This window comes from Dactylosporangium sp. NPDC000521, assembly GCF_042898305.1.
Lineage (GTDB): Bacteria > Actinomycetota > Actinomycetes > Mycobacteriales > Micromonosporaceae > Dactylosporangium.
This window is the reverse complement of the sequence record NZ_JBIAYW010000003.1, coordinates 50,749-74,179: the sequence shown is the minus strand read 5'-3', so window position 1 is coordinate 74,179 and position 23,431 is coordinate 50,749. Positions and strand designations below refer to the sequence as shown.

Below are 23,431 nucleotides of genomic sequence, written 5' to 3'. Positions count from 1 at the left end.
CTGGGCCGGCGTGTCCGGCGGCGGGGAGGAGAGCCGTGTGCAGGGGCGCACGGTGGACGGTCGTCGGACATCGCGGTGAACACCGCAGCGTGCGGCAGGTCGTACCCGAGGCCGAGGGTTGCGGGTGCTCGTGGCGGAGGTGCTGGTCCGGCAACGCTGACAGGAGTGGAAGCTCAGATCCGGGGTGAACCGCTCGATAAGTGGAGTAAACGCCTTGGAGAGGTGTCCGGATGAGCGCGACCGCGGGTGGGCGGGGGCGGATCGGTGACGTGCCGGTCGGCGTGAAGATCTTCGGTGCGGTGCTGATCGTCGTCGTGACGTCCGCGGTCGTGGTCTGGCTGAGCATCGCCGGGCTGAACCGGCTGGCGGCGGGCGGGCAGGCCGTGTACGACGACGGGGTCCGGCCCACCCAGACGCTCGCCCAGCTGCGCGCGGACGTCCTGGCCGACCTGAACACGACGGTGAAGTACTTCATCTCCAGCGCGGAGTGGCGGGCGAAGCACAAGGAGCAGATGCGGGCGCTCGACGCCGCCATCGCCGCGTCGATGGAGCGGTACGCCGGCGAGGCCGCCGACCCGGCCAGCTTCGACAGTCTCCGTAAGGACTGGGCGTCGTACATGCAGATCCGCGACACCGAGGTGCTGCCCGCCGCGGACAGGAACGACCTGGACGGGTTCTGGGCCGGGTACAACAAGTCGGAGCTGCTCACCAACGACATGAACAAGCGGTTCGAGACCCTCGTGGCCGGCCAGGCGAGCGCCGCCGCCGCGGAGGCGAAGGCGCTGCGCGACCGGCGGGACAGCACCAACTGGCTGGTCGTCAGCGGCGCGGTGCTCAGCCTGCTGCTCGGCCTCGGCGTGGCGTGGCTGGTCACCCGCGCGGTCGTGGGCCCGCTGCGCCGGGTCACGGGGGTGCTGGAGGGGGTGGCCGACGGTGACCTGACCCGCACCGCCGACGTCGGCGGGCGCGACGAGGTCGGCAAGATGGCGTCGGCGCTGAACCGGGCGATCGGCAGCATGCTCACCGCGGTCACGACGATCAGCACCAACGCCGCCGCGCTCCGCGGCTCGTCGCGGAGCATGGCCGGCATCAGCGACACCCTCGCCGGCGGCGCCGCGCAGACCGCGCAGCGGGCTGGTGCCGTGCGCCATGCCGCCCAGGAGGTGTCGAACCACGTGCAGACCCTCGCGGCCGCCGCGGAGGAGATGGGCGCCGCCATCCGGGAGATCGCCTCGAGCGCGGGAGACGCGGCGGCCGTGGCGGGCGAGGCCGTCGCCTCGGCGCGCGAGACGACCGGCATCGTGGGCCGGTTGGGCGAGTCGTCGTCGGAGATCGGCAACATCGTCAAGGTGATCACCTCGATCGCCGAGCAGACGAACCTGCTCGCCCTGAACGCGACGATCGAGGCGGCCCGGGCCGGCGACGCCGGCAAGGGGTTCGCGGTCGTCGCCTCCGAGGTGAAGGACCTCGCCCAGGAGACGGCCCGGGCGACCGAGGACATCGCGGCCCGGATCCAGACGATCCAGGCGGAGACGTCCGCGGCGGTGGCCGCCATCGAGGGGATCTCGCAGATCACCGACCGGATCAGCGACTACCAGACGACGATCGCCTCGGCGGTCGAGGAGCAGACCGCCACCACCGGCGAGATGAGCCGCAGCGTCTCGGAGGCGGCCGCCGGCGCGGACGAGATCGCCCGCACGATCGGCGGGGTCGCCGACGCCGCCGAGTCGACGAGCCAGACGGTCGAGGGGTCCCGCGCCACCGCCGACTCGCTCGCCCGGATGGCGGGGGACCTCAACGAGGCGGTCGGCCGCTTCCGGGTGTGAGCGATCGAGGCGCTGACCTACCCGACCACGAGCTGACCTACCCGACCACGATGAGCGACCCGATCGCGGACCGGTCGGAGCGCACTGACGCGACCAGCCACCCGTCGAGGTGACGGGTGGCCGGTCGGTCGTGCGGTGCGGTCAGTGCGACGGCGCGGGTTCGAACGGGTCGACGCGGTGCCGGCCCTCACCCTCGGCGTCCGCCACTGCCGGCTCGTCCGCCCCCGGCGAGGGGGACACGGGGGCGGCGTGCCGGCCCTCACGCTTGAGGCGGCGGCGCTCCTTCGTGCCTTCGACCATGGTGTACAGCGTGGGCACGAGCACCAGCGTCAGCAGGGTCGAGCTGATCAGGCCGCCGATGACCACGATCGCGAGGGGCTGGGAGATGAACCCGCCCTCGCCGGTGAGGCCGATCGCCATGGGCATCAGGGCGCAGATCGTCGCGACGGCCGTCATCAGGATCGGGCGGAGCCGGTGCCGGCCGCCCTCGATGACCGCCTGCCGGACGGGCATGCCGCCTTCCCGGTACTGGTTGATGAGGTCCATCAGCACGATCGCGTTGGTGACGACGATGCCGATGAGCATCAGGACGCCGATCATCGAGGGCAGGCCCAGCGGGGTGTCCGTGATGAGCAGGAGCAGGATCGCCCCGGTCGCCGCGAACGGGATCGACACCAGCAGGATGATCGGCTGCGCGATGCTGCGGAACGTCGCCACCATGATGATGAAGACGATCGCGATCGCGGCGAGCATGGCCAGGCCGAGCTGCGCGAACGCCTCCTGCTGGTCCTGGGTGACGCCGCCGAGGGTGACGGTCGCGCCGGCCGGCAGGGTCAGCGTGTCGAGCTTCTTCTGCAGGTCCGCGGAGACCGTGCCCAGGTCGGAGCCCTCGGCCCGGCCGGTGACGGAGGCGCTGCGGTTGCCGTCGATGCGGGTGATGGCGACCGGGCCGGCGCCCTCCTTGACGTCCGCGATCTGGTCCAGCCGGACGAACGGCGTCGTGCCGCCCTGGACGGGGATCGCGAGCGCCTTGAGCGCGTCGAGCGTGGCCGGCGCCGGGCCGGAGCGCAGGATCAGGTCGCGCTCCTGTCCGTCGATGGTGAGCTGGGCGAGGTTCTGCCCCCGGTACGCGGCGCTGACGATGCCGCCGACGGCCGCGTCGGACAGCCCGTACTTCGCCGCGACGTCCCGCTTGACCCGCACGTCGATGCGCGGGTTGCTGGCCGCGAGGTTGCTCTCCACGTCCGCGATGCCCGGGGTGCCGGCCATCGCCTCCTGCGCCGCCTTCGCCGCGGTGGCCAGGTCGTCGGTGTTGTTGGCCTTGACGACGACCTCGAGCTGGTCGGTGGAGCCGCCGCCACCGCCGCCGGCGGTGACCTTCACGGTGCCGAACGCCTTCGTGTCGGTGACCTGCCCGCGAAGCTGCTCGATGACCTTGTCGACGTCGGCGTCCTCCTTCGCGGTGACCGAGAAGTTGGCCGTGTTGCCCGACTGCGCGCCGGCGAAGCCGAAGCCGGCCGAGGCGCCGATGGTGACCTGGTAGGACTCGATGTCGGAGCGGGCGGCGAGGAGGTCCTCGACCTTCTTCGCGGCGGCGTCGGTGGTGGCGAGGCTGGAGCCGACCGGCAGCTCCTGCGAGATGGAGAACTCCGTCTGCCCGCTCTGGTCGATGAAGTTGGTCTTGAGCTGGCCCGCCAGGACGAGCGTCGCGATGAACACGAGGAGGCTGAAGCCGACGGTCGCCCAGCGGGTGCCGCGGCTACGGGTGACCCAGCTGATGGTCGGCACGTAGGTCCGCTGGAGGCGGCTGCGCTCCTCCTTGTCGAGGGCCTTGGCGAGGATCGCCTCCCGTTCCAGGGCGCCGACCTGCTTCGGCGGGCGCAGGAACCAGTACGCGAGGACCGGCACGACGGTGAGCGAGACCAGCAGCGACGCGAGCAGCGCCACGGTGATGGTGACCGCGAACGGGCGGAACAGCTGCCCGGCGAAGCCGCCGACGAGACCGATCGGCAGGAACACCGCGACCGTGGTCAGGGTGGAGGCGACGACGGCGCTGGTGACCTCGCGGACGCCGGTGAGGATCGCGTGGCGCTTCTCCTCGCCGTACTCCAGATGTCGTTTGATGTTCTCCAGCACGACGATGGAGTCGTCGACGACCCGGCCGACGGCGATGGTGAGCGCGCCGAGGGTCAGCAGGTTGAGCGAGTAGTCGCCGGTCCACAGGCCGATCAGGGCGACGACGACCGACAGCGGGATCGACACCGCGGTGACGAGCGTCGAGCGCAGCGAGAACAGGAAGACCAGGATCACCAGCACGGCGAAGAGCAGGCCCAGGGCGCCCTCGGTGCTGAGGCTCTTGATGGACTTCTCCACGAACGGCGCCTGGTCGAAGACCGACGTGATCGCCACGTCGCCGCCGAGCTCCTTCTTCAGGCCGTCGAGCTTGTCCTGCACCTCGTGGCTGATCTTCACCGCGTTGCCGTCGGGCGAGGCGGTGACCGCGATGCCGAGGCTGGGCTTGCCGTTGGTGCGGGTGATCGACGTCGTCTCGGCGGTCTTCAGCTCGACCTTGGCGACGTCACCGAGCTTCGCCGTGGGCGTGACGTTGAGGTTCTTCAGGTCGTCGAGGGTCGCGAGGGTACCGCCGACCTGCACGGCGAGGGAGCGGTCGCCTTCGGTGAGGGTGCCGGCGGGGAATGACACGCCGTTGGACTTCAGCGCGGCGGTCACCGTCTGGGCGTTGACCCCGGCCGGGAAGGCCTTCGCCGGGTCGAGGGTGATCTCCACGTCCTGCGTCCCGGCGCCGGTGACCTCGACGGCGCGCACGCCCTCGATCCCCTGCAGCGCGGGCACGACGATCGCGTGGAGCTGCTGCGCGAACGCGACCTGGTCGCCGGACTTGCTGGCGGCGAGCACCACGGCCGGCAGGTCGTCGGTCGAGCCGGCGATGACCTGCGGGTCGACGGTCGACGGCAGCGTCGACTTGATCCGGTTGATCGCGGTCTGGATCTTGTTGGTGATGTCGTCGATGGACGAGCCGAACTCGAACGACACCTGGACCGTCGCGACACCCTCACGCGTGGTGGAGGTGATGTCGGTCAGCCCCGGCACGCCCTGCAGCGCGTTCTCGATGGGCTGGGTGACCTGCTCCTCCACGATGTCCGGCGACACGCCCGGGTAGGGCGCCAGCACGAACGCGGCGGGGAAGTCGATCGACGGGATCAGCTGCTGTTTCAGTGAGGGGATGGCAATGGCGCCGAAGCCCAGGACGACGATCGCGATGATCGCGACCAGCCCCCGGTTCGCCAAACTGAGCCGGGCGAGAAACGACATGTCTGGAGTCTTCTTCCGATCGGCTGAGACAGACGTTAGTTCGTGTGATGCTAACCGTTCGCCTCGCACAAAATGGTTACAGGGGGTACAACTTCCCTGTGAAGACTCACAGGGAAGCGCTGCTGCTGCGCGTGATGACGGCCGAGCAGCGTCTGCGCACCCTGTTCGCGTATGACCGGACCAACCGGCTGTTCTCAGTAAACCTCACAATGCAGCAGCTCAAGGTGCTAATTCTGCTGGCCCGCCACGACGGGATCGCCTCGCAGGAGCTGACCCGGCACCTCGGCGTGACGTTGGCCACCCTGTCCGGGATCGTCGACCGGCTTGTCACGCACGGCTACGTCACCAGGGTCGAGGACCCCCACGACCGCCGCATCCGCCGGATCCACCTGTCGGACGCCGGGCGGGAGCTCCTGATCGAGATCATGGACAGCGGCGCCCGTGCCCATCAGCGGCTGCTGAGCCGCGTCGACGACGACACGCTGGTCATGCTGGAGACCGTGCTGGTCCGGCTGCTGGAGGCGGCCCGCGACGATGCGCTGGAGCAGGGCATCGTTATCCCGGATGACCTCGAAAATGCCAGCCACTAGTCTGGGGGTGTGACGGTTCGCGTGCGTTTCGCCCCCTCCCCCACCGGGATGTTCCATGTCGGCGGTGCCCGTTCGGCCCTGCAGAACTGGATCTACGCCAAGCAGCAGGGCGGGGTGTTCGTGCTGCGGATCGAGGACACCGACGCGGCCCGCAACCGGCCGGAGTGGACCGAGGGCATCCTCAACGCCCTCGCGTGGATCGGCATCGCCCGCGACACCTACGAGGGGCCGTACTTCCAGTCGACGTACGCGGAGCAGCACACCGCCGCCGCGCACGAGCTCTACACCGCCGGGAAGGCGTACTACTGCGACTGCACCCGGGAGCAGGTCCAGGAGCGGTCCGGCCCGCAGTTCCGCGGCTACGACGGGTTCTGCCGCGACCGGTCCCTCGGCCCCGGCGAGGGCCGCGCGCTGCGCTTCCGCACCCCTGACGAGGGCTCGACCGTCGTGGTCGACCTGGTCCGCGGTGAGCCCACGTTCGACAACAAGCTCATCGAGGACTTCGTCATCGCCCGCGCCGACGGCTCCGCGGTGTTCCTGCTCGCCAACGTCGTCGACGACATGACCATGGGCATCACCCACGTCATCCGCGCCGAGGAGCACCTGCCCAACACGCCGAAGCAGCAGCTGCTGTGGGCGGCGCTGGGCAAGACCCCGCCGGTGTGGGCGCACGTGCCGGTGGTGGTCAACGAGAAGCGCCAGAAGCTGTCGAAGCGCCGCGACAAGGTGGCCCTGGAGCAGTACCGCGACGAGGGCTACCTCGCCGACGCGATGCGCAACTACCTGATGCTGCTCGGCTGGGCACCGTCCAACGACCGCGAGATCGTGCCGTGGTCCGTGATCGAGGACGAGTTCCGCCTGGAGGAGGTCAACCCGTCGCCGGCGTTCTTCGACGAGAAGAAGCTCCGCGCGTTCAACGGGGAGTACATCCGCGCCCTGACGCCGCAGGAGTTCGCCGAGGCCTGCCGGCCGTGGCTGACCGGCACGCCGGTCGCGCCCGGCGGCACCCCGGTCGCCGCTCCCCCGTGGGACCCGGCCGACTACGACCCGAAGGTCTTCGACGCGCTCGCCCCGCACGCGCAGACCCGCATCGCGCTGCTCGCCGAGGTCGTGCCGAACGTCGACTTCGCGTTCCTGCCGGAGCCGGCCGTCGACGAGGCCGCCTGGGCGAAGGCGATGAAGGACGGCGCGGCCGACCTGCTCGGCGCGGCGATCGAGGCGTTCGGGACGGCGGCGTGGGACGCGGAGTCGCTGAAGTCGGCCCTGGAGGCGGTCGGCGCCGAGCGGGGGCTGAAGCTCGGCAAGGCCCAGGCCCCGATCCGGGTCGCGGTCACCGGCCGGTCGGTGGGGCTGCCGCTCTTCGAGTCCCTCGAGGTCCTCGGCCGCGAGCGCACCCTCGCCCGTCTCCGCGCGGCCCTCGGGAAGCTCTGACCGTCTCCGCGCGGCCGCGGAGGCTCCGGCCGCAGCGCCCCCGGGCAGGGCTCGTCCAGCGGCGTCACCCTGCCCGCGGGTGTAGCACGGGCCGGCCCGGGTAGCGGTTCGCCTCGTGAGAAGCCTGGTCGTGCTCGCCCTGCTCGCCGGCGTCCTGCTGACACCCGCCCGGGCCCATGCCGAGACCGCCGCCCCGCACACGGGGATCCACGTGCGCGACGGGCGGCTCGTCGAGGCCAGCGGCAGCGACCTCGTGCTGCGCGGCGTCAACCACGACTTCATGTGGTACCCGGACCGCAACGGCTCGTTCGCCGCGATCAAGGCCGCCGGCGCCAACGCGGTCCGGCTCCCGCTCGGCATCGGGCACCAGTGGCGGCGCAGCGGCCCCGAGGACGTCGCGAAGGTCGTCGGCCTGTGCAAGGCGAACCGGCTCATCTGCATCCTCGACGCGCACGACACGACCGGCTTCGGCCAGGACCGGAAGGCCGCGACGATGGCGCAGGCCGTCCAGTTCTGGCTCGACGTCCGCAAGGCCCTCGTCGGCGCGGAGGATCATGTCATCGTCAACATCGCCAACGAACCGTTCGGCAACGGCACGACGATGCCCTGGGTGCAGCAGACCTCCGACGCGATCCGGGCGCTGCGCGCCGCCGGCTACCGGCACGCGCTCATGGTCGACGCGCCCGGCTGGGGCCAGGACGAGTCGTTCGTGATGCGCGACAACGCCGAGAAGGTCCGCGACGCCGACCCGCTGGGCAACACGCTGTTCGACATCCACATGTACGGCGAGTTCGGCACCGCCACGAAGGTCAACGCCTACCTGAGCTCGTTCACCTCGCGCCGCCTGCCGATCCTCATCGGCGAGTTCTCCGGCGAGCATCAGTGGGGCGACCCCGACGAGGACGCGATCATGGCCTTCGCGGAGGCCCGCGAGCTCGGCTACTTCGGCTGGTCGTGGAGCGGCAACGACAAGCAGTACAGCTACCTCGACCTGGTCGACAACTTCGACGCGGCGAAGGTCACCGCCTGGGGCCGCCGCTTCATCTCCGGCCCCAACGGGCTGACCACCGGCACCCGCGAGGCCACGGTCTACCGCAACGGCGCCGCCTCCCCGCCCAGGGCGCCGCAGCAGGTGCGGGTCCTGGACGTGACCAGCTCGCAGGTCGTGCTGTCCTGGACACCCCGGCGCTACGCGACCTACCAGGTGGTGGCGGTCGACGGCGCCGCGGAGACCCGCCTCGTCACGACGAACCGGCCGACGGTGACGCTGCGCGGGCTGCGCGGCTCGACCGAGCACACGTTCGCCGTCTACTCCAAGGACATCCTCGGCACCCGCTCGCCACGCTCCGCGCTCGTCGCCGCCGTCACCACACCGGCGCGCTGACCCAGCCGGCCGGCCACCACAGCGCGCTGACCCAGCCGGCCGGCCACCACAGCGCGCTGACCCAGCCGGCCGGCCACCACAGCGCGCTGACCAGCCGGCGCCGTCACGGCCCGGGCCTTCGCCGGCCGGCCGCCGACGCCGCGAGCAGTCCGGCGACGGTCAGCCACAGCGCGGCCAGGATGCCCAGCTGGAGCGCCACGTCGTGCCAGGCGCCCGCGGTGCCGTCGGTCATGGCGAGGGGGCGCGGCCCGCTCACCCACCCGTCCACGGTCGCCGCCCGGGTGTCCCGCTGGACGGAGACGCGGGGCACCTCGAAGGAGCCGTCGTCGGCCCGGAACGTGCCCGTGCACTCGAAGCCGTACTCGAGGGCCTCGCAGTCCTGGACCGTCATCGTCCCGTGCACGCCCCGGCCCTCCGATGCGCGGTACGCGTCGGACATGGCCCGCGACCCGTCGTAGGCGAACGCGAGCAGCCCGGCGAGCACCGCGACGGCCACGCCCCGCGTCCAGCCCGACCAGTCCCGCGGCCGCCACGCCGGCATCGGCCCGCCGCGCAGGACGTTCAGGGCCCAGCCGGCGACGACGAGCCCGACGAGGATGCCGGCGGCGGCGTGCCCCTGCCGGACGAGGATCCGGTCGTCGTCGCCGTAGCGGCCCTTGAGCTCCTGGACGAGGGTGAACGCGTACCCGCCGTACGCCAGGCACACCGCGGCCGCGAGGCCGATCCACGCCGCCGCCCGGATCCTGGCCGTGCTCACCCGCTCGGCTCCTCGCTCACCCGTTCGGCTCCTCGCTCACCCGCTCGGCTCCTCGGCGAGCGGCAGCAGGGTGCGGCTGCGCCCGGGCCGCGGGTACTCGACCGCCGCGGCGGCGAGCCGGGTGGCGTGCTCGCGCTGCTTCTGCCAGTGCCCGTACAGCGCCCCCTGCTGCGCGAGCCGCGACACGGCGCGGATCGTCTCGGGGTCGACGTCCCCGGGCGGCGCGTCCCGCCACGGCGTGCCCGGCAGCGGCATGAACACGTGCGAGTGGATCCTGGCGCCGAGCCCGGCCAGCTCCTGCGCCAGCCTCAGCGACGCCTCCGCGTCCGCCGGGTCCTCCCCCGGCATCCCGAAGATCATGTCGACGTTGATCCGGAAACCCTCGGCGATGCCGATCCGCACCGCCCGCCGCACCGACTCGACGTCGTGCCCCCGCTTCGCCGCCGCCAGGACGCGCTCCGAACCCGACTGCGCCCCCACGATGAGGTTGTCGTTGGCGCAGTACCGCTTGACGAGCCGCAGCGCCTCGACGGTCATGTGCTCGGGCCGGATCTCGCTCGGGAACGACCCGAAGAACACCCGCCCGTCCGGCCCGATCCCTTCCTTGCAGCTCGCGAGGAGCTCCTCCACCGCCGCGAGGTCCGGCTCCTCCCCGTCGGTCCCGTAGGACAGCGACGTCGGCGTGATGAACCGCACGTCCCGCTTCCCGAGCTCCCGCATCCGGTCCACGTGCCACCGCACGTTCTCCACGCTCCGGTGCCGGAACCGCGCCGAGAACATGAACGGCGTCTGGCAGAACCGGCACGCGTAGATGCAGCCCCTGGTGATCTCGATCGGGTTCATCCGCTTGTACGAGAGGGGAAACGCGCGGTAGGTCCCGAGCGGCTCCTTGTGCGCCTTCCCGCTCCGCCTGACGGTGCCGCTGTCGTCGCGGTAGACCAGCCCCGCGATGCCCTCCGGCTCCCCGCCGCTGTCGACGAGGTCGAGGAACGTCCGCTCGCCCTCCCCCACCGCCGCGACGTCCCATCCCGCGTCGAGCGTCTGCACCGGCTCCGCGGTCGCATGCACCCCACCGGCGACGTGGACCGCCCCGGGCGCCTGCTCCTTGATCGTCGCCAGCTCCTCCGCCAGCGCGGCGGCGTCCGGCGAGTAGAACGACCACAGCACGAGCTTCCGCCCCTGCCGGGAGTTGATCGCCTCGACGGTGGCCCGCGCCGACTCCGCGAACACCACCTCGTACCGCGTGTCCGTGACATGCTCTTCCAGCGCCGCCAGCAGGGTGTGGAACCCGTAGGTCACCGCCTTGCGGTACCGCAGAATCAGGACCAGGTCGCTCACCGGGCCCAGTCTAGGGAGCGGGTCCGGGAGAGATCTCCGGGCCGTCGACGTGGTCGCCGGCGTCAGCGGGCGACCAGGCGGTCGATGGCGGAGGAGTCGAGGCGGCGGCCGACCACGGAGTCGACGATCTTCGCGGTGATGTCCGCCTTGGCGGCCTTGCTCGGGAGGGCGACGCCGAAGGTCCTGGCCAGCTCGCGGAGCTGCGGGACGGTGAGGCGCTGGTCGTTGAGGTACTGCACGGCCGCCGCGCGGGTGCCGATCTCCGACAGCATGGTCTCGATCTCGGCGACGGGGCGGGTCAAGGGCTTCGACGAGGGCTTCGAGGAGGGCTTCGCAGAGGCGGCGGGAGTGCCGCTCCTCGGCACCAGCGTGAGGCGGGCCGCGCCGGAGGCGAGGTCGGCGAGCTGCGACGCGGGCAGGGACTTCACGAACGCGGCGACCTTGAGCAGCACGTCGTGGGCGAGGTCGGCGGGGTCGGTCATCGCGGGAGGCTCCTCAGATCCGGGTGCGCGCCAGGAACTCGCTGGTCAGCTGCTGGAACTCGTATCGTAGGGTCTCGATCGAGGCGGTGCCGGGCGGGGCGAGGACGACGGGGAGGCTGCGTTCGCCGGCGTCGGTGACGGCGGTCTTGTTGTCGCGGACGGTCTGGCGGAAGACGGGGATCTCGATGCGGGAGGTCTCGTTGACCGAGGTGCGCTGGGAGATGAGCGGGCCCGCGCCGGTGTACTGGACCATCGTGTAGACGACGCCGATGATCTCCGGGTTGATCGGGTGGGGCGCGGCGGCGTTGTACTCCTCGACCAGCCGGGACATGCGGGCCCGCAGGTAGTCGATGCCGCGGGTCGACAGGTAGTCGGGGCGGGCCGGGACCATGACGTAGTCGCTGGCGACCATGGCGGTGCGGGTGACCATGTTGAAGTTGGGTGCGCAGTCGATGAGGATCGAGTCGTACCCGTGGAACGCGTGGTCGGTGAGGGCGTCGGCGAGCAGCCGGTGCACCGGCAGGTAGCGGGGGCTGCCGGACTGCAGGCGGGCGCCGCCGAGCGCCGCGGCCAGGTTGAGGTCGACCTCGATGAGGCCGAGGTCGCCGGCGAGCAGGTCCAGCCGGCCACCCAGCGGCTGCACCACGGCGTTGATCTCGCGGGGGCTCACCACGTACCTGTGCAGCGGCTCGGCGACGCGGGTGGCGAGGTAGCCGTCGAACCACGGCAGGATCGTGGGCCGCGACTCGAACTCGGCGGGCCGGTAGAAGGAGAACGTGAGGCTCGCCTGCGGATCGAGGTCGATGAGCAGCACCGTGCGCCCACGGGCGGCGAGCTCGGCGCCGATGTTGGCCGTCAGTGTGGTCTTGCCGACCCCGCCCTTGTAGTTGATCACGGAGACGACGCTCATCAGGGCAGCATGCCATCGGTGGCATCCGTTGTCGTCCCTCGACCGTGGCGGTTAGGCTGTCTTTCCTATCGACAAGGTAGGCATAGGAGGCTGTGATGGCGTTGCCGGACTTCCTGGTCGCCGGAGTGCCGAAGGCGGGCACCTCCGCGCTGCACGCGGCGCTCGTCCGCCACCCGCAGCTCTTCCTCCCCGAGGTCAAGGAGCCCAAGTTCTTCCTGTCCGACGGGCCGCCACCGGACCACGGCGGCCCCGGCGACCGGCAGACCTACCAGGAGCACGTGTGGCGCCGCGACGACTACGAGGCGCTGTTCGACCCCGCGCCCGAAGGGGCGCTGCGGGGCGAGGCGACGCCGTTCTACCTGTACGACCTGGCGTCGCACGAGCGCATCGCGAAGCTGGTCCCCGACGCGAAGATCATCCTGGTGCTCCGCGACCCGGTCGACCGCGCCCACTCCAACTGGTCCCACCTGTGGGGCGCCGGCCTGGAGTCCGAGGCGGACTTCCTGCGGGCGGTCGAGCTGGAGCCCGCCCGCACCGCCGCGGGATGGGCCGACTTCTGGCACTACACGGCGCTCGGCCGGTACGGCAGCCAACTGCGCCACCTGCTGCGCTTCTTCCCTCGCGAGCGGGTGCTGCTGCTGCGCTACAAGGATCTCCGCGACGACCCGGGGGCGACCGTCGACCGCGTCTGCGCCTTCCTGGGCGTCAGCACCGGGCACGTGGCGGAGATCCCGCCGGAGAACGTGCGCCGGTACGTCGCCGACACGCGGGTCAACGCCGTGCTCCGCCTCCTGCTGCGCAACGGTGGGAGGATCGGGCATCGGTTCCCCGTGCCGGTGCGCCGGGCGTTCAGCACCCCGCTGCTCGCGCTCCTGCACCGCCAGCACGGCAGGCGGCCGAGGGTCACCGCCGAGCAGCGTGCCGCGCTGCTGCCCCGGTTCATCGAGGAGATCGAGCTGCTGCAGGAGGTCTCCGGCGAGTCGTACGCCGACTGGCTGAGCCTCGAACACGCCAGCAACTACCACTAGGAGCGCTCAGTGCCCGCGTTGCCCCGCCTGACAGGTTCCGACGTCGTCGTCGCCCCGCCCGCCGGCGGCCCCGGCAACTGGGCCGGCGGCCCGAGCGCCATCATGCTCGATTCGTCGGTGTTCCTGGCGTACCGGTTGCGCCGCCCGATCGGCTCGGGCCGCGGGTACGCGAACGTCGTCGCCCGCTCGTCGGACGGCCTGCACTTCACCACGGTCGCCGAGGTCTCCAAGGAACGCTTCGGCGGCGCCTCCCTGGAGCGCCCCGCCCTGGTCGTCACCCCCGAGGGCCGCTGGCGCCTGTACGTCAGCGTCGCCACCCCCGGCACCAAGCACTGGCGCGTCGACCTCCTGGAGGCCGACGAGCCGGAGAAGCTCGGCGACGCCCCCGCCCGGACCGTCCTGCCCGGCTCCGCCGAGATCGGCGTCAAGGACCCCGTCCTGCACTTCGACGGCCTCCGCTGGCACCTCTGGGCCTCCGTCCACCCCCTGGAAACCCCCGAACACGCCGACCGCATGTCCACCTGGTACGCCACCAGCCCCGACGGCGTCGACTGGTCCTGGCAGGGCGTCGCCCTCGCCCCCCGCCCAGGCCAGTGGGACGCCCGCGGCGTCCGCCTCTCCGCCGTCTCGGTCCACGGGGGCACGCTCACCGCCACGTACGACGGCCGCGCCACCGCCGAGGAGAACTGGGAGGAGCGCACCGGCACCGCTACCGGCACCCTGGGCCCGGACGGCCTCTTCGGCACACTGACCGCCACGCCCGCCGCCCCGTGCGGCTCACCCCACACCCCCCACGGCCTGCGCTACCTGACCACCGTCCCGGGCCGCCTGTACTACGAGGTCACCCGCCCCGACGGCGCCCACGAACTGCGCACCGAGCCCACCCCGAACTGACCCGGCCGCCCGGCCGCGTGCCCCGCGGCCCGGTCACCACACGGGTCAGTCGCGGCGGTGGCGGCCGGTGGGGCGGGGGCGGTCGGCGCGGGTGTCGAGGAGGGCGGCGGTGCGGTGGAGGACCTCGTCCCACACGGAGGTCGGGGCGTTGCCGGCGATGAGGGTTGCCAGGTCCTCGGCGAGGCGGTCCAGCTGGGTCATGTCGAGGGTCGGGTCGGGGTCGGGTTCGATGACGGCGCGCTGGCGGGGGATGCGGGCGGTGACGTCGGGGCCGGGTTCGACGGGGAGCGGGTCGCCGGAGCAGACGATGTCGAGGTAGCGGATCGTGCGGGTGAGGGCGACGAACAGCAGCCGGTGGCCGCGGTCGTCCTCGGCGATGATCTCCTCCGGTTCGACGACGATGACGGCGTCGAACTCGAGGCCCTTGGCCTCCTGGGGGCTGACGAGGTTGATGGCCTCGTCCAGCGAGCCCTGGTCGGCGCGGCCCCACTGCAGGTCGTTGGCGTGCAGGGCGAACTCGAGCTCGGACCGGCAGGCGGCGGGGCAGACGATGCCGACGAAGCGGCCGCCGAGGGCGTGGTCCTTGGCGATGAGGGCGGCGCGGCCCGCGCGTTCGGCGGGCTCGACGACGTGGATGCCGGGGTCGGCGGGGCCTTCGCGGACGGCGCGGGTCGGCTCGACGTCGGGGGCGGCGACCGGGAGCAGCTCGGCGGCGAGCTCGTAGACCTGGCGTGGGACCCGGTAGCCGTACCGGAGCCCGACGACGACCTGGGGCAGCACGGCCGGCAGGTGCTCGGTGACCTCCTCCCAGTGGTCGCGGGCCCAGGCGCCGGTGGACTGGGCCAGGTCGCCCACGACGGTGAGGGAGCCGGTCGGGCAGCGGCGGGCGACGGCGCGCAGCTGCATCGGCGAGAGGTCCTGCGCCTCGTCGACGACGACGTGGCGGTACCGGCGCTGCACGCCGTTGAGGAGGTCCTCCAGCTCGTCGAGCAGCGGCAGGTCGGCGTTGCTCCAGATCTGCTCGGAGAGCTTGTCGGCGCCGCGGCGGTGCAGTAAGGCCAGCTCGTCGGGGGTGAACTCGTCGCCCGCGGCGCCCGCGAGCCTGGCGCGGGAGCCGAGGAGGGCGCGCAGGAAGGCGGCGGCGCTCTGCAGGGGCCAGAGGCGTTCGAGGAGGTTCTCGACCGGGCCGAGGCGCTCCGGGTCGGTCGGGCCGCCGCGGGCGCGGACGAGGTCGGCGAGCTGCGCCCTGAGTCGCTGGCGGCGTTGCGCGTACGAGCCCCCGGCCTGCCGTGCGGACGCGACGGCGGCGGCGACCTCGACGCCGGAGAGGGTGAGGAACGCGCCGTCGAAGAGCATCCGCTCCGCGGGTTCGGGGGCGCCGACCCGGTTCTCCAGGGCCCGCGCGAGCAGCCGGGCCATCCTCGCCTCACCCTTGAGCCGCCGGGTCTGCGCGGGTTCCGGCCGCCCACGTTGTACGGGCGGCGCCAGCTGATCGATGTCCAGCTGCACCACGTCGGCGTCGCCGAGGCTCGGCAGGACGGTGCGGATGTAGCGGGTGAACGCGGGGTGCGGGCCGACGACGAGCACGTCCTGCGGGCGCAGGCGGTCGCGGTGGTTGTACAGCAGCCACGACACGCGGTGCAGCGCGACGGCGGTCTTGCCGGTGCCCGGCCCGCCCTCGATGACGAGCAGCTGGTCCAGGGGCGAGCGGATCAGCCGCGACTGGGCGCCCTGGATGGTGGCGACGATGTCGGCCATCGTGCCGGTGCGGCCCCGGTCGAGCTCGGCCAGCAGCGCGTCGTCGGGCCCCGCCTCCGCCAGGGCGGCGACGGCAGTCGCGAGCTGGGCGAAGACGACGTCGTCGAAGTCGCGGATCCGGTTGCCGTCGCAGTGGAACGTGCGCTTGCGCCGCAGGCCGCGCGGGTCCTCGTGGGTCGACTCGTAGTACAGGGCGCCGATCGGGGTCTGCCAGTTGACGACGAGCACCTGCCGCTGGTCGTCGAAGATGGTCTCCCGGCCGATGTAGAACGTGTCGTCGACGCCCGAGCGGCCGGGAGGGTCGGCGGGCAGGCAGTCGATCCGGCCGAACGCGACCTGCTCCTCCGGCGGGGCGATCGCCTCCTTGCGGCTGCGGCGGAAGACCGCGAGCCGGCGGCCGGCGCCCGCGTTGGCCGCCGCGTCGGGGACCTCGCCGAGCTCAGCCCGGGCGCGTTCGCGGTGCTTGCGGGCGAGGTCGAAGTGCTGCTGCTCCAAGGCGAGTTCGGTGGCCAGCTCAGCCGACTTGGACTCCACGGCCCGCCTCTCAGACGATCATGGCCACGCTACGTGATCTCCAGGTTACCCGGCGACAGGGACCCCGGTCGATCCCCGTTTGGTGGGCAGATGACCGGGTAGCGCCCGGCCGTGCTGATCAGAGCGGCGTTCCTCGCCCTGCTGCTGTCGTTGCTCGGTGCCGCATACGTCTCGGTGGAGCCCGCCTACGGCGCGAGTGGCATCAAGGCCGAACGCGGGCATCTCGTCGAGGCGAACGGGGAACGGCTCGTGCTGCGCGGGGTGAACCACGGGTACTACTTCGGCAAGGGGCCGAAGTCGGTGTTCGCCGACATCAAGGCGGCCGGGGCCAACTCGGTGCGGGTCGCGCTCTCCAGCGGCACCGGGTTCCCCGCGACCAGCCCCGCCGAGGTCGCGGGGATCATCGGGCAGTGCCGGGCGAACCGGCTCATCTGCGTGCTCGACGTGCACGACACGATGGGGTACGGCACGGAGCCCGGCGCGGCGACCATCGCCCACGCCGTCGACTACTGGCTGACGCTGCGCAAGGTGCTGCTGCGGCAGGAGTCGTACGTCATCATCAACGTCGCCAACGAGCCCTCCGGCCACGCGGTGAACATGGACTGGATCGGCGACACGAAGCGGGCGATCCAGCGGCTGCGCGCCGCCGGCCTGCTGCACGCGATCATGGTCGACGCGCCGAACTGGGGCAACGACTCGTTCCACGTCATGCACGACCACGCGGCGGAGGTGTTCGCCGCCGACCCGGAGCACAACACGGTCTTCGACGTGCACATGTACGGGCCGTTCAACACCCCGGACAAGGTCTCCGGCTACCTCGACACGTTCGTGCGGCAGCGGCTGCCGATCGTCGTCGGGGAGTTCTCCTCGCTCCACCAGTACGGCGACCCGGACGAGGACGCGATCATGGCGTACTGCCAGCAGCACGACCTCGGATACCTCGGCTGGGCGTGGAGCGGCAACAGCGCCGAGTACCACTACCTGGACATGGTCGAGGCGTTCCGCCCGGCCCGCCGGACCGACTGGGGCAGGCGCCTGATCGACGGCCCGGACGGCCTGCGGCAGACCTCCCGGGAGGCCGGGATCTACGGCGGCTTCTGGTTGGCGGCCAGACGATGAAAAGCTGTGCGGGTGACGAACCAGGAGTCGACGGCAGGGCGCGACACCCGCCGAAGCCTCGAGGCGAGCGTGCGCTCGATCGAGCGGGCCGCCGGCGCCCTCGCGACCGCGAGCGTGGCGCGGATGGACGAGACGCTGCCCTGGTTCCGGGACCTCCCGGCCGACCAGCGGGCGTGGGTGATGCTGGTCGCGCAGGCTGGCGTCCGGTCGCTGGTCGACTGGCTGCGCAACCGGCAGGAGGGCGGGACGCTGCCGCCCGACAACTCCGACGAGTTCTTCGACGCCGCCCCGCGCGCCCTGGCCCGCTCGATCAACCTGGGCCAGACGGTCCAGCTGATCCGGGTCACGATCGAGGTCGTCGAGGAGCAGCTGCCGCTGCTGGCCGCCGAGGGCGAGGAGGCCGGGATCCGCGAGGCGGTGCTGCACTACAGCCGGGAGGTCGCGTTCGGCGCCGCCCGGGTGTACGCGCGGGCGGCGGAGACCCGCGGCGCCTGGGACGCGCGGCTGCAGGCACTGCTCGTCGACGCGCTGCTGCGCGGCGACTCCTCCGACGTCCTCGCCAGCCGGGCGGCGGCGCTGGGCTGGGCGGACGCGCCGCCGGTCGCGGTCGCGGTCGGCCGGTCCCCGGGCGGGGAGGCGACCGCGGTGCTGCACACCGTCTACCGGGCGGCCCGCCGCATCGGGGTCGAGATCCTCGGCGGCGTGCACGGCGACCGCCTCGTGGTGGTCCTCGGCGGCGCGCCCGACCCGATCGCGGCGACCGAGCGGCTCCTCGTCGGGTTCGGCGAAGGCCCCGTGGTGGTGGGGCCGGCGGTGCCGTCGCTGGACGAGGCGACCGAGTCGGCCAGGGCCGCCCTGGCGGGGTTCCGGGCCGCGCCCGCCTGGCCGGCCGCGCCCCGCCCCGTCGCCGCCGCGGACCTGCTGCCGGAGCGCGCCCTCGCCGGCGACGCGGAGGCGCGCCGGATCCTGCGGCAGGACATCTACGGCGCGCTCGTGCGGGCCGGCGGCGAGCTCCTCGAGACCCTGGACGCGTTCTACGCCGGCGGTGGCGTGCTCGAAAGCGCCGCGCGCGGGCTGTTCGTGCATCCGAACACGGTCCGGTACCGGCTGCGCCGCATCGGCGAGGTCACCGGGTTCGTCCCGCTGGTGCCGCGTGACGCGTTCGCCCTGCGGATCGCGCTGACGATCGGCAGACTGGATCCGTTCGCACCCGCACCTTCCAGTCCGCCGTCCCAGTGATGTACGGGCAGCTGTGACGCAGTCGCGTGACGTACGTCGCAGCCCCACGTGACGCACGTCGCAAGGCAGGTGAACGGAGCGTTGCGGTGGGTGACCGCATGGAGCTGTTGGGGCAACACCACGCAAACTCTTGTAGGGTTCCTACAAACGACCTGGTTCACTTTGGTGTGTCGCGCTACCCGCGCGATTGACGGAAATCCGGAAAAGTCATAGACGTGCTCGCCGTACTCGCCCCAGGGCAAGGCTCCCAGAAACCCGGCTTCCTGACACCGTGGCTCGCGCTGCCCGGCGCCGAGGCCCGCCTGCGCTGGTGGTCCGTCCTCGCCGGCGTCGACCTGGTCCACCTCGGCACGAAGGCCGACGCGGACGAGATCAAGGACACCGCGAAGACCCAGCCCCTGCTCGTCGCGGCGGCGCTGCTGACCGCGGAGCAGCTGCCGATGTACGACGCCACGATCGTCGCCGGGCACAGCGTCGGCGAGCTCGCCGCCACGGCGCTGGCCGGGGTGCTCAGCCCCGAGACGGCGGTCACCCTCGCCGCGGTCCGCGGCCGGGAGATGGCGGCCGCGTGCGCGCTGGAGCCGACCGGCATGAGCGCGGTCCTCGGCGGCGACCCCGACGAGGTCATCGCCGCCATCGAGGCCGCCGGCCTGTACCCGGCCAACCGCAACGGCGCCGGCCAGATCGTCGCCGCCGGCTCCCTCGCCGGCCTGGAGAAGTTCGCCGCCGCGCCCCCGGCCCGCACGCGGATCATCACGCTGCAGGTCGCCGGCGCGTTCCACACGCCCTACATGGCACCGGCCGAGGAGGCCCTCGCCGCGATCGCGGCCGGCGTCACCACGGCCGCCCCGGCGAAGCTGCTGCTGTCCAACCGGGACGGCACCGTCGTCGAGCACGGCCCGAGCATGCTGCAGCGCCTCGTCAAGCAGGTGACCGCGCCGGTGTGCTGGGACCTGTGCATGGCCGCCCTCGCCGACCTCGGCGTCACCGCCGTGATCGAGCTGGCCCCCGCCGGCACGCTCGCCGGGCTCGTCAAACGCACCATCAAGGGCATCGAGATCGTCACCGTCAACACGCCCGACGACCTGGCCGCCGCCCGTGACCTGATCACCCGTCACGGCAGCGCGCCGGTCCTCGAGCCGCACCCGCAGGGCAACGTGGTCCTGTCGACGGCGGCAGGCACGTTCACCCCCGCCGAGGGCCTGGCCGAGGGCGCCGAGGTCGGCGACGGGCAGCGCATCGGCACAGTGCAGACCCCGCAGGGGCCGGTCGACGTCACCACCCACGGCGCCGGCGTGCTCGCCGAATGGCTTGTCACCCTGGACGACCCGGTCGCGCCCGGCCAGCCGCTCGCTCGCATTGGAGACCAGCTATGAACCAGCCGACCGGGTCGAAGATCCTCGCGTTCGGGCACTACCAGCCGTCGCAGGTGGTCACCAACGACGACCTGTCCAAGGTGATCGAGACCAACGACGCGTGGATCCGTGACCGGGTCGGCATCGCCGAGCGCCGCATCGCCGGCACGGAGAGCGTCGCCGACATGGCGATCGCCGCCGCCGGGAAGGCCCTCGCCGCGTCCGGGCTCACCGCCGCCGACATCGACCAGGTGATCGTCGCGACGTGCAGCTCGGTCGACCGCTGCCCCAACGTGGCGACCCGGGTCGCGGCGAAGCTTGGCATCCTGGCGCCCGCCGCGTACGACCTGAACACTGCCTGCTCCGGCTTCTGCTACGGCCTCGCGAGCGCCGACCACGCGATCCGCGCCGGGGCCAGCCGCAACGCCCTCGTCATCGGCGCGGAGAAGCTCTCCGACGTCGTCGACTGGACCGACCGGACGACCGCCGTGCTCTTCGGCGACGGCGCCGGCGCCGCGGTCGTCACCGCCACCTACGGCGACGAGCCGACGGGTGTCGGGCCGGTCGTCTGGGGCTCCGCCCCCGACAAGGGCGACGTGCTGAAGATCGAGGGCTGGCGGCCCTACATCAAGCAGGAGGGCCAGTCGGTCTTCCGGTGGGCGACCACCGCCATCGCCCCGTACGCGCAGGCCGCCCTCGATCGGGCGGGCGTGCAGGGCAAGGACATCGCCGCGTTCGTCGCGCACCAGGCCAACACCCGCATCATCGACGGCATCGTCAAGCGGCTCGACCTGCCCAACGCGATCGTCCTCAAGGACCTCGTCGAGTCCGGCAACACGTCGGCGGCGAGCATCCCCCTCGCGCTGTCGAAGGCCATCGAGCGGCGTGAGGTACCCTCCGGCGCGCCGGTGCTGCTGTTCGGCTTCGGCGGCGGCCTGACGTACGCGGGCCAGGTCGTCCGCTGCCCCTGAGGCATGCCAGCTGTTGTTTCGCCAGCGTTCGACTTCAGGTCGGTGCTGCGTCAACCCAAGGAAGGAAAGCTCTATGTCCACCCGTGAAGAGATCGCCGGCGGTCTCGCCGAAATCCTCGAAGAGGTCGCCGGGGTCAACCCCGACGATGTCGCCGAGGACAAGTCGTTCACCGACGACCTGGACGTCGACTCGCTGTCGATGGTCGAGGTCGTGGTGGCGGCAGAGGAGAAGTTCGGCGTGAAGATCCCGGATGACGAGGTGCCGAACCTCAAGACCGTCGGTGACGCCGTGTCGTACATCGTGAAGTCGCAGGCCTGAGAGCCGTTGCCGCGGTCTCGGGTCTGGACGGTCACCCCGGACCTGCCCGAGACCGCGTCATGTGGGTCAGCCAGACGAGACCGCGAACGCGGTCCGCGCGAGAGGTAGTAGTGCTGTGAGTGTTGAGGTCGTCGTCACCGGACTCGGGGCCACCACGCCCCTGGGCGGAGATGTCGCGTCCACCTGGGACGCCATGCTCGCCGGGAAGTCGGGCGTGTCGGCGCTGACCCAGGACTGGGCCGCGCAGCTGACCGTGCGGATCGCCGCGCAGCTGGCCGTGGAGCCCAGCACGGTCATCGACCGGGTGCAGGCCCGCCGCCTGGACCGCTCCGAGATGACCGCGATCATCGCCGCCCGCGAGGCCTGGGCCGACGCCGGCGCCCCCGAGGTCGACAAGCTGCGGCTCGCCGTCAGCGTCGGATCCGGCATCGGCGGCGCGCAGACCCTCCTCGCCCAGGACGACATCCTGGAGGCCAGCGGGCCGCGCAAGGTGTCGCCGCACACCGTGCCGATGCTCATGCCCAACGGCCCGGCCGCCTGGGTCGGCCTGGAGCTCGGCGCGCAGGCCGGTGTGCACTGCGTCGCCAGCGCCTGCGCCACCGGCGCCGAGGCCATCGCGCACGGCCTGGACCTGATCCGGCTCGGCCGCGCCGACGTCGTGGTCGCCGGCGGCACCGAGGCCGTGATCCACCCGCTGCCGATGGCCGGGTTCGCCTCGATGCGCGCCATGTCGATCCGCAACGACGAGCCCGAGCGCGCGTCCCGCCCGTGGGACAAGGGCCGCGACGGGTTCGTGCTCGGCGAGGGCGCCGGCGTCATCGTCCTGGAGCGGGCCGACCACGCCCGCGCCCGCGGCGCCCGCATCTACGCCCGGCTCGCCGGCTCGGGGCTCACCTCCGACGGGTACGACATCGTCCAGCCGCACCCGGAGGGCGACGGCGCCGTCCGCGCCATCGACTTCGCGCTCCGCGACGCCGGTATCGCCAAGTCCGACGTCGTCCACGTCAACGCGCACGCCACCTCGACGCCCGTCGGCGACCTCGCGGAGATCAAGGCGCTGCACCGCGCGCTCGGCGACCACCCGCTGATCACGTCCACCAAGTCGATGACCGGGCACCTGCTCGGCGCGGCCGGGGCGGTCGAGTCGATCGCGACGATCCTCGCGATCCACCACGGGGTCGTCCCGCCGACCATCAACCTCGACGACCCCGACGAGGGCCTCGACCTGGAGGTGGCCGCGCACAAGGCACGCCACCTGGACATCCCGGCGGCGCTGAACAACTCGTTCGGCTTCGGCGGCCACAACGCGGCGCTGGTCTTCGCCCGCGCCTGAGGTCTCACCCTGATCGGACCGGGGGCCTGCGGGCCTCCGGTCCTTTCTCGTTTCCCGGCTTCCTCGTCTCCCGGCTTCCTCGTCTCCCGGCTTCGCGGCTTCCAGCTTCCCGGCTTCCAGCTTCCCGGCTTCCCGGCTTTCGGGCGCCGCATCACGCGTACCGCGGCGCTCCCCCGGACATGTCCGCTGCCCTTCCCCTTTCATACTGAAGCGGCGCGTGCGCGAAGCGTGATTTCCGCGAGATCGATTAGATCGATGGATGTACGGTGTGGAAGAAGGCCCGTCACCGGCACCGAGCCCTCCTCGCCGCGACGTGCCGCGCCCCGCGACGTGCCGCGCCCCGCGACGTGCCGCTCCCGAGGACTGCCGCATCCCCCGGCCAACGAAGCGCCATCGCGCCCCGCGCGCCGCGCCCGCGCCCGCGCGCCGCGCCCGCGCCCTGCGCGCCACGATGGCGCAGGCGACCGCTGAGCGCCGACAGCGGCGGTCAGCCACGGCGCGCCGCTGTCGGCGGTGGGTCAGATGCGGCCCTCGTCGGGCGGGTCGGACGCGGACGCTGTCGTCGGGTCCGTCGCCGCCGAGGTGCGGGCGAGGGTGTGATGCGGGGTGTCGTTTGTCGGGGGTGGGTCAGACGCGGGCCGTTGTCAGGGCCGTCCTCTCGTCGCCGGGGCGTGGGCGAGGGGCAGTCGCGGCGCGCTGCTGCTGGCGGTGAGTCAGACGCGAACACTCGTCGTCGGGTGGGCCGGGCGCGGGCGTTGTCGTCGGGTTGCCGGCGTCTTCGTCGCCGCCGGGCGTAGGCAAAGAGAGCCGGAGGAGACGCCGGCCGCGGA

The 23,431-nt window shown here is 72.3% G+C and carries 18 protein-coding genes; 12 read left to right on the top strand and 6 right to left on the bottom strand.

Annotated elements, in window-relative coordinates:
- Positions 1 to 230: 230 nt before the first annotated feature.
- Complete coding sequence (locus ACFY3L_RS10500) at positions 231 to 1,826, top strand: methyl-accepting chemotaxis protein (protein WP_389321322.1); 1,596 nt, start codon at positions 231 to 233, stop codon at positions 1,824 to 1,826.
- A 141-nt stretch (positions 1,827 to 1,967) separates the two neighbouring features.
- Here the strand turns inward: ACFY3L_RS10500 and ACFY3L_RS10495 are convergent, their stop codons facing one another.
- Positions 1,968 to 5,159 carry an efflux RND transporter permease subunit gene (locus ACFY3L_RS10495; protein ID WP_389321320.1) on the bottom strand — a complete coding sequence of 1,064 codons (3,192 nt, stop codon included), beginning with the start codon at positions 5,157 to 5,159 and terminating at the stop codon, positions 1,968 to 1,970.
- A 47-nt stretch (positions 5,160 to 5,206) separates the two neighbouring features.
- On the opposite strand from ACFY3L_RS10495, the gene ACFY3L_RS10490 reads away from it, so the two are divergent.
- The 3 genes from ACFY3L_RS10490 to ACFY3L_RS10480 all read left to right on the top strand — a co-directional run bounded on the left by ACFY3L_RS10490 (position 5,207) and on the right by ACFY3L_RS10480 (position 8,564).
- Entirely contained in the window at positions 5,207 to 5,749 is a 543-nt protein-coding gene (locus ACFY3L_RS10490) for a MarR family winged helix-turn-helix transcriptional regulator (protein WP_389322576.1), read from the top strand.
- Positions 5,750 to 5,758: 9 nt separating this feature from the next.
- A complete protein-coding gene (gene gltX, locus ACFY3L_RS10485; protein ID WP_389321318.1) occupies positions 5,759 to 7,180 on the top strand; it encodes a glutamate--tRNA ligase in 1,422 nt (473 codons plus the stop codon).
- 115 nt (positions 7,181 to 7,295) lie between these two features.
- Positions 7,296 to 8,564 (top strand): cellulase family glycosylhydrolase, encoded by a 1,269-nt coding sequence (locus tag ACFY3L_RS10480; protein ID WP_389321316.1) that lies wholly within the window; start codon positions 7,296 to 7,298, stop codon positions 8,562 to 8,564.
- A 103-nt stretch (positions 8,565 to 8,667) separates the two neighbouring features.
- On the opposite strand, the gene ACFY3L_RS10475 is transcribed toward ACFY3L_RS10480, so the two are convergent.
- The 4 genes from ACFY3L_RS10475 to ACFY3L_RS10460 all read right to left on the bottom strand — a co-directional run bounded on the left by ACFY3L_RS10475 (position 8,668) and on the right by ACFY3L_RS10460 (position 12,051).
- Positions 8,668 to 9,321 carry a hypothetical protein gene (locus ACFY3L_RS10475; RefSeq protein ID WP_389321315.1) on the bottom strand — a complete coding sequence of 218 codons (654 nt, stop codon included), beginning with the start codon at positions 9,319 to 9,321 and terminating at the stop codon, positions 8,668 to 8,670.
- Positions 9,322 to 9,357: 36 nt separating this feature from the next.
- Positions 9,358 to 10,659, bottom strand: a complete 1,302-nt coding sequence (locus tag ACFY3L_RS10470) for a TIGR04013 family B12-binding domain/radical SAM domain-containing protein (RefSeq protein ID WP_389321313.1) — start codon at positions 10,657 to 10,659, stop codon at positions 9,358 to 9,360.
- Positions 10,660 to 10,721: 62 nt separating this feature from the next.
- Positions 10,722 to 11,141, bottom strand: coding sequence for a hypothetical protein (locus ACFY3L_RS10465; protein ID WP_389321311.1), 420 nt, complete (start codon positions 11,139 to 11,141; stop codon positions 10,722 to 10,724).
- A 13-nt stretch (positions 11,142 to 11,154) separates the two neighbouring features.
- Positions 11,155 to 12,051 carry a ParA family protein gene (locus tag ACFY3L_RS10460; protein WP_389321309.1) on the bottom strand — a complete coding sequence of 299 codons (897 nt, stop codon included), beginning with the start codon at positions 12,049 to 12,051 and terminating at the stop codon, positions 11,155 to 11,157.
- A 95-nt stretch (positions 12,052 to 12,146) separates the two neighbouring features.
- Between ACFY3L_RS10460 and ACFY3L_RS10455 the strand changes: the two genes are divergently transcribed.
- Together ACFY3L_RS10455 and ACFY3L_RS10450 are read left to right on the top strand one after the other, a co-directional pair.
- Entirely contained in the window at positions 12,147 to 13,079 is a 933-nt protein-coding gene (locus ACFY3L_RS10455; RefSeq protein ID WP_389321307.1) for a sulfotransferase family protein, read from the top strand.
- Positions 13,080 to 13,088: 9 nt separating this feature from the next.
- Positions 13,089 to 13,973, top strand: coding sequence for a hypothetical protein (locus ACFY3L_RS10450; protein ID WP_389321305.1), 885 nt, complete (start codon positions 13,089 to 13,091; stop codon positions 13,971 to 13,973).
- A gap of 45 nt (positions 13,974 to 14,018) precedes the next feature.
- On the opposite strand, the gene ACFY3L_RS10445 is transcribed toward ACFY3L_RS10450, so the two are convergent.
- Positions 14,019 to 16,265, bottom strand: a complete 2,247-nt coding sequence (locus ACFY3L_RS10445) for a HelD family protein (protein WP_389321303.1) — start codon at positions 16,263 to 16,265, stop codon at positions 14,019 to 14,021.
- Between the two features lie 111 nt (positions 16,266 to 16,376).
- Here ACFY3L_RS10445 and ACFY3L_RS10440 point away from each other — a divergent pair, with 111 nt between their 5' ends.
- The 6 genes from ACFY3L_RS10440 to fabF all read left to right on the top strand — a co-directional run bounded on the left by ACFY3L_RS10440 (position 16,377) and on the right by fabF (position 22,601).
- A complete protein-coding gene (locus tag ACFY3L_RS10440) occupies positions 16,377 to 17,384 on the top strand; it encodes a cellulase family glycosylhydrolase (RefSeq protein ID WP_389321301.1) in 1,008 nt (335 codons plus the stop codon).
- Positions 17,385 to 17,396: 12 nt separating this feature from the next.
- Entirely contained in the window at positions 17,397 to 18,623 is a 1,227-nt protein-coding gene (locus ACFY3L_RS10435; RefSeq protein ID WP_389321299.1) for a PucR family transcriptional regulator, read from the top strand.
- A gap of 215 nt (positions 18,624 to 18,838) precedes the next feature.
- Positions 18,839 to 19,999 (top strand): acyltransferase domain-containing protein, encoded by a 1,161-nt coding sequence (locus ACFY3L_RS10430; RefSeq protein WP_389321297.1) that lies wholly within the window; start codon positions 18,839 to 18,841, stop codon positions 19,997 to 19,999.
- A complete protein-coding gene (locus ACFY3L_RS10425) occupies positions 19,996 to 20,949 on the top strand; it encodes a beta-ketoacyl-ACP synthase III (protein WP_389321295.1) in 954 nt (317 codons plus the stop codon). The genes ACFY3L_RS10430 and ACFY3L_RS10425 overlap by 4 nt, the downstream gene beginning before the upstream one ends.
- A 73-nt stretch (positions 20,950 to 21,022) precedes the next feature.
- Positions 21,023 to 21,268, top strand: coding sequence for an acyl carrier protein (locus tag ACFY3L_RS10420; protein ID WP_033362432.1), 246 nt, complete (start codon positions 21,023 to 21,025; stop codon positions 21,266 to 21,268).
- A gap of 115 nt (positions 21,269 to 21,383) precedes the next feature.
- Entirely contained in the window at positions 21,384 to 22,601 is a 1,218-nt protein-coding gene (gene fabF, locus ACFY3L_RS10415; RefSeq protein WP_389321293.1) for a beta-ketoacyl-ACP synthase II, read from the top strand.
- The last annotated feature ends 830 nt before the right edge of the window (positions 22,602 to 23,431 follow it).

Excerpts from the sequence above, each read along its gene's own strand:
- ACFY3L_RS10490 (WP_389322576.1), top strand. The coding sequence starts at position 5,207 with ATGCTAACCGTTCGCCTCGCACAAAATGGTTACAGGGGGTACAACTTC.
- ACFY3L_RS10460 (WP_389321309.1), bottom strand. The coding sequence starts at position 12,051 with ATGAGCGTCGTCTCCGTGATCAACTACAAGGGCGGGGTCGGCAAGACC.
- ACFY3L_RS10495 (WP_389321320.1), bottom strand. The coding sequence starts at position 5,159 with ATGTCGTTTCTCGCCCGGCTCAGTTTGGCGAACCGGGGGCTGGTCGCG.
- ACFY3L_RS10455 (WP_389321307.1), top strand. The coding sequence starts at position 12,147 with ATGGCGTTGCCGGACTTCCTGGTCGCCGGAGTGCCGAAGGCGGGCACC.
- ACFY3L_RS10500 (WP_389321322.1), top strand. The coding sequence starts at position 231 with ATGAGCGCGACCGCGGGTGGGCGGGGGCGGATCGGTGACGTGCCGGTC.
- ACFY3L_RS10420 (WP_033362432.1), top strand. The coding sequence starts at position 21,023 with ATGTCCACCCGTGAAGAGATCGCCGGCGGTCTCGCCGAAATCCTCGAA.
- ACFY3L_RS10465 (WP_389321311.1), bottom strand. The coding sequence starts at position 11,141 with ATGACCGACCCCGCCGACCTCGCCCACGACGTGCTGCTCAAGGTCGCC.
- ACFY3L_RS10425 (WP_389321295.1), top strand. The coding sequence starts at position 19,996 with ATGAACCAGCCGACCGGGTCGAAGATCCTCGCGTTCGGGCACTACCAG.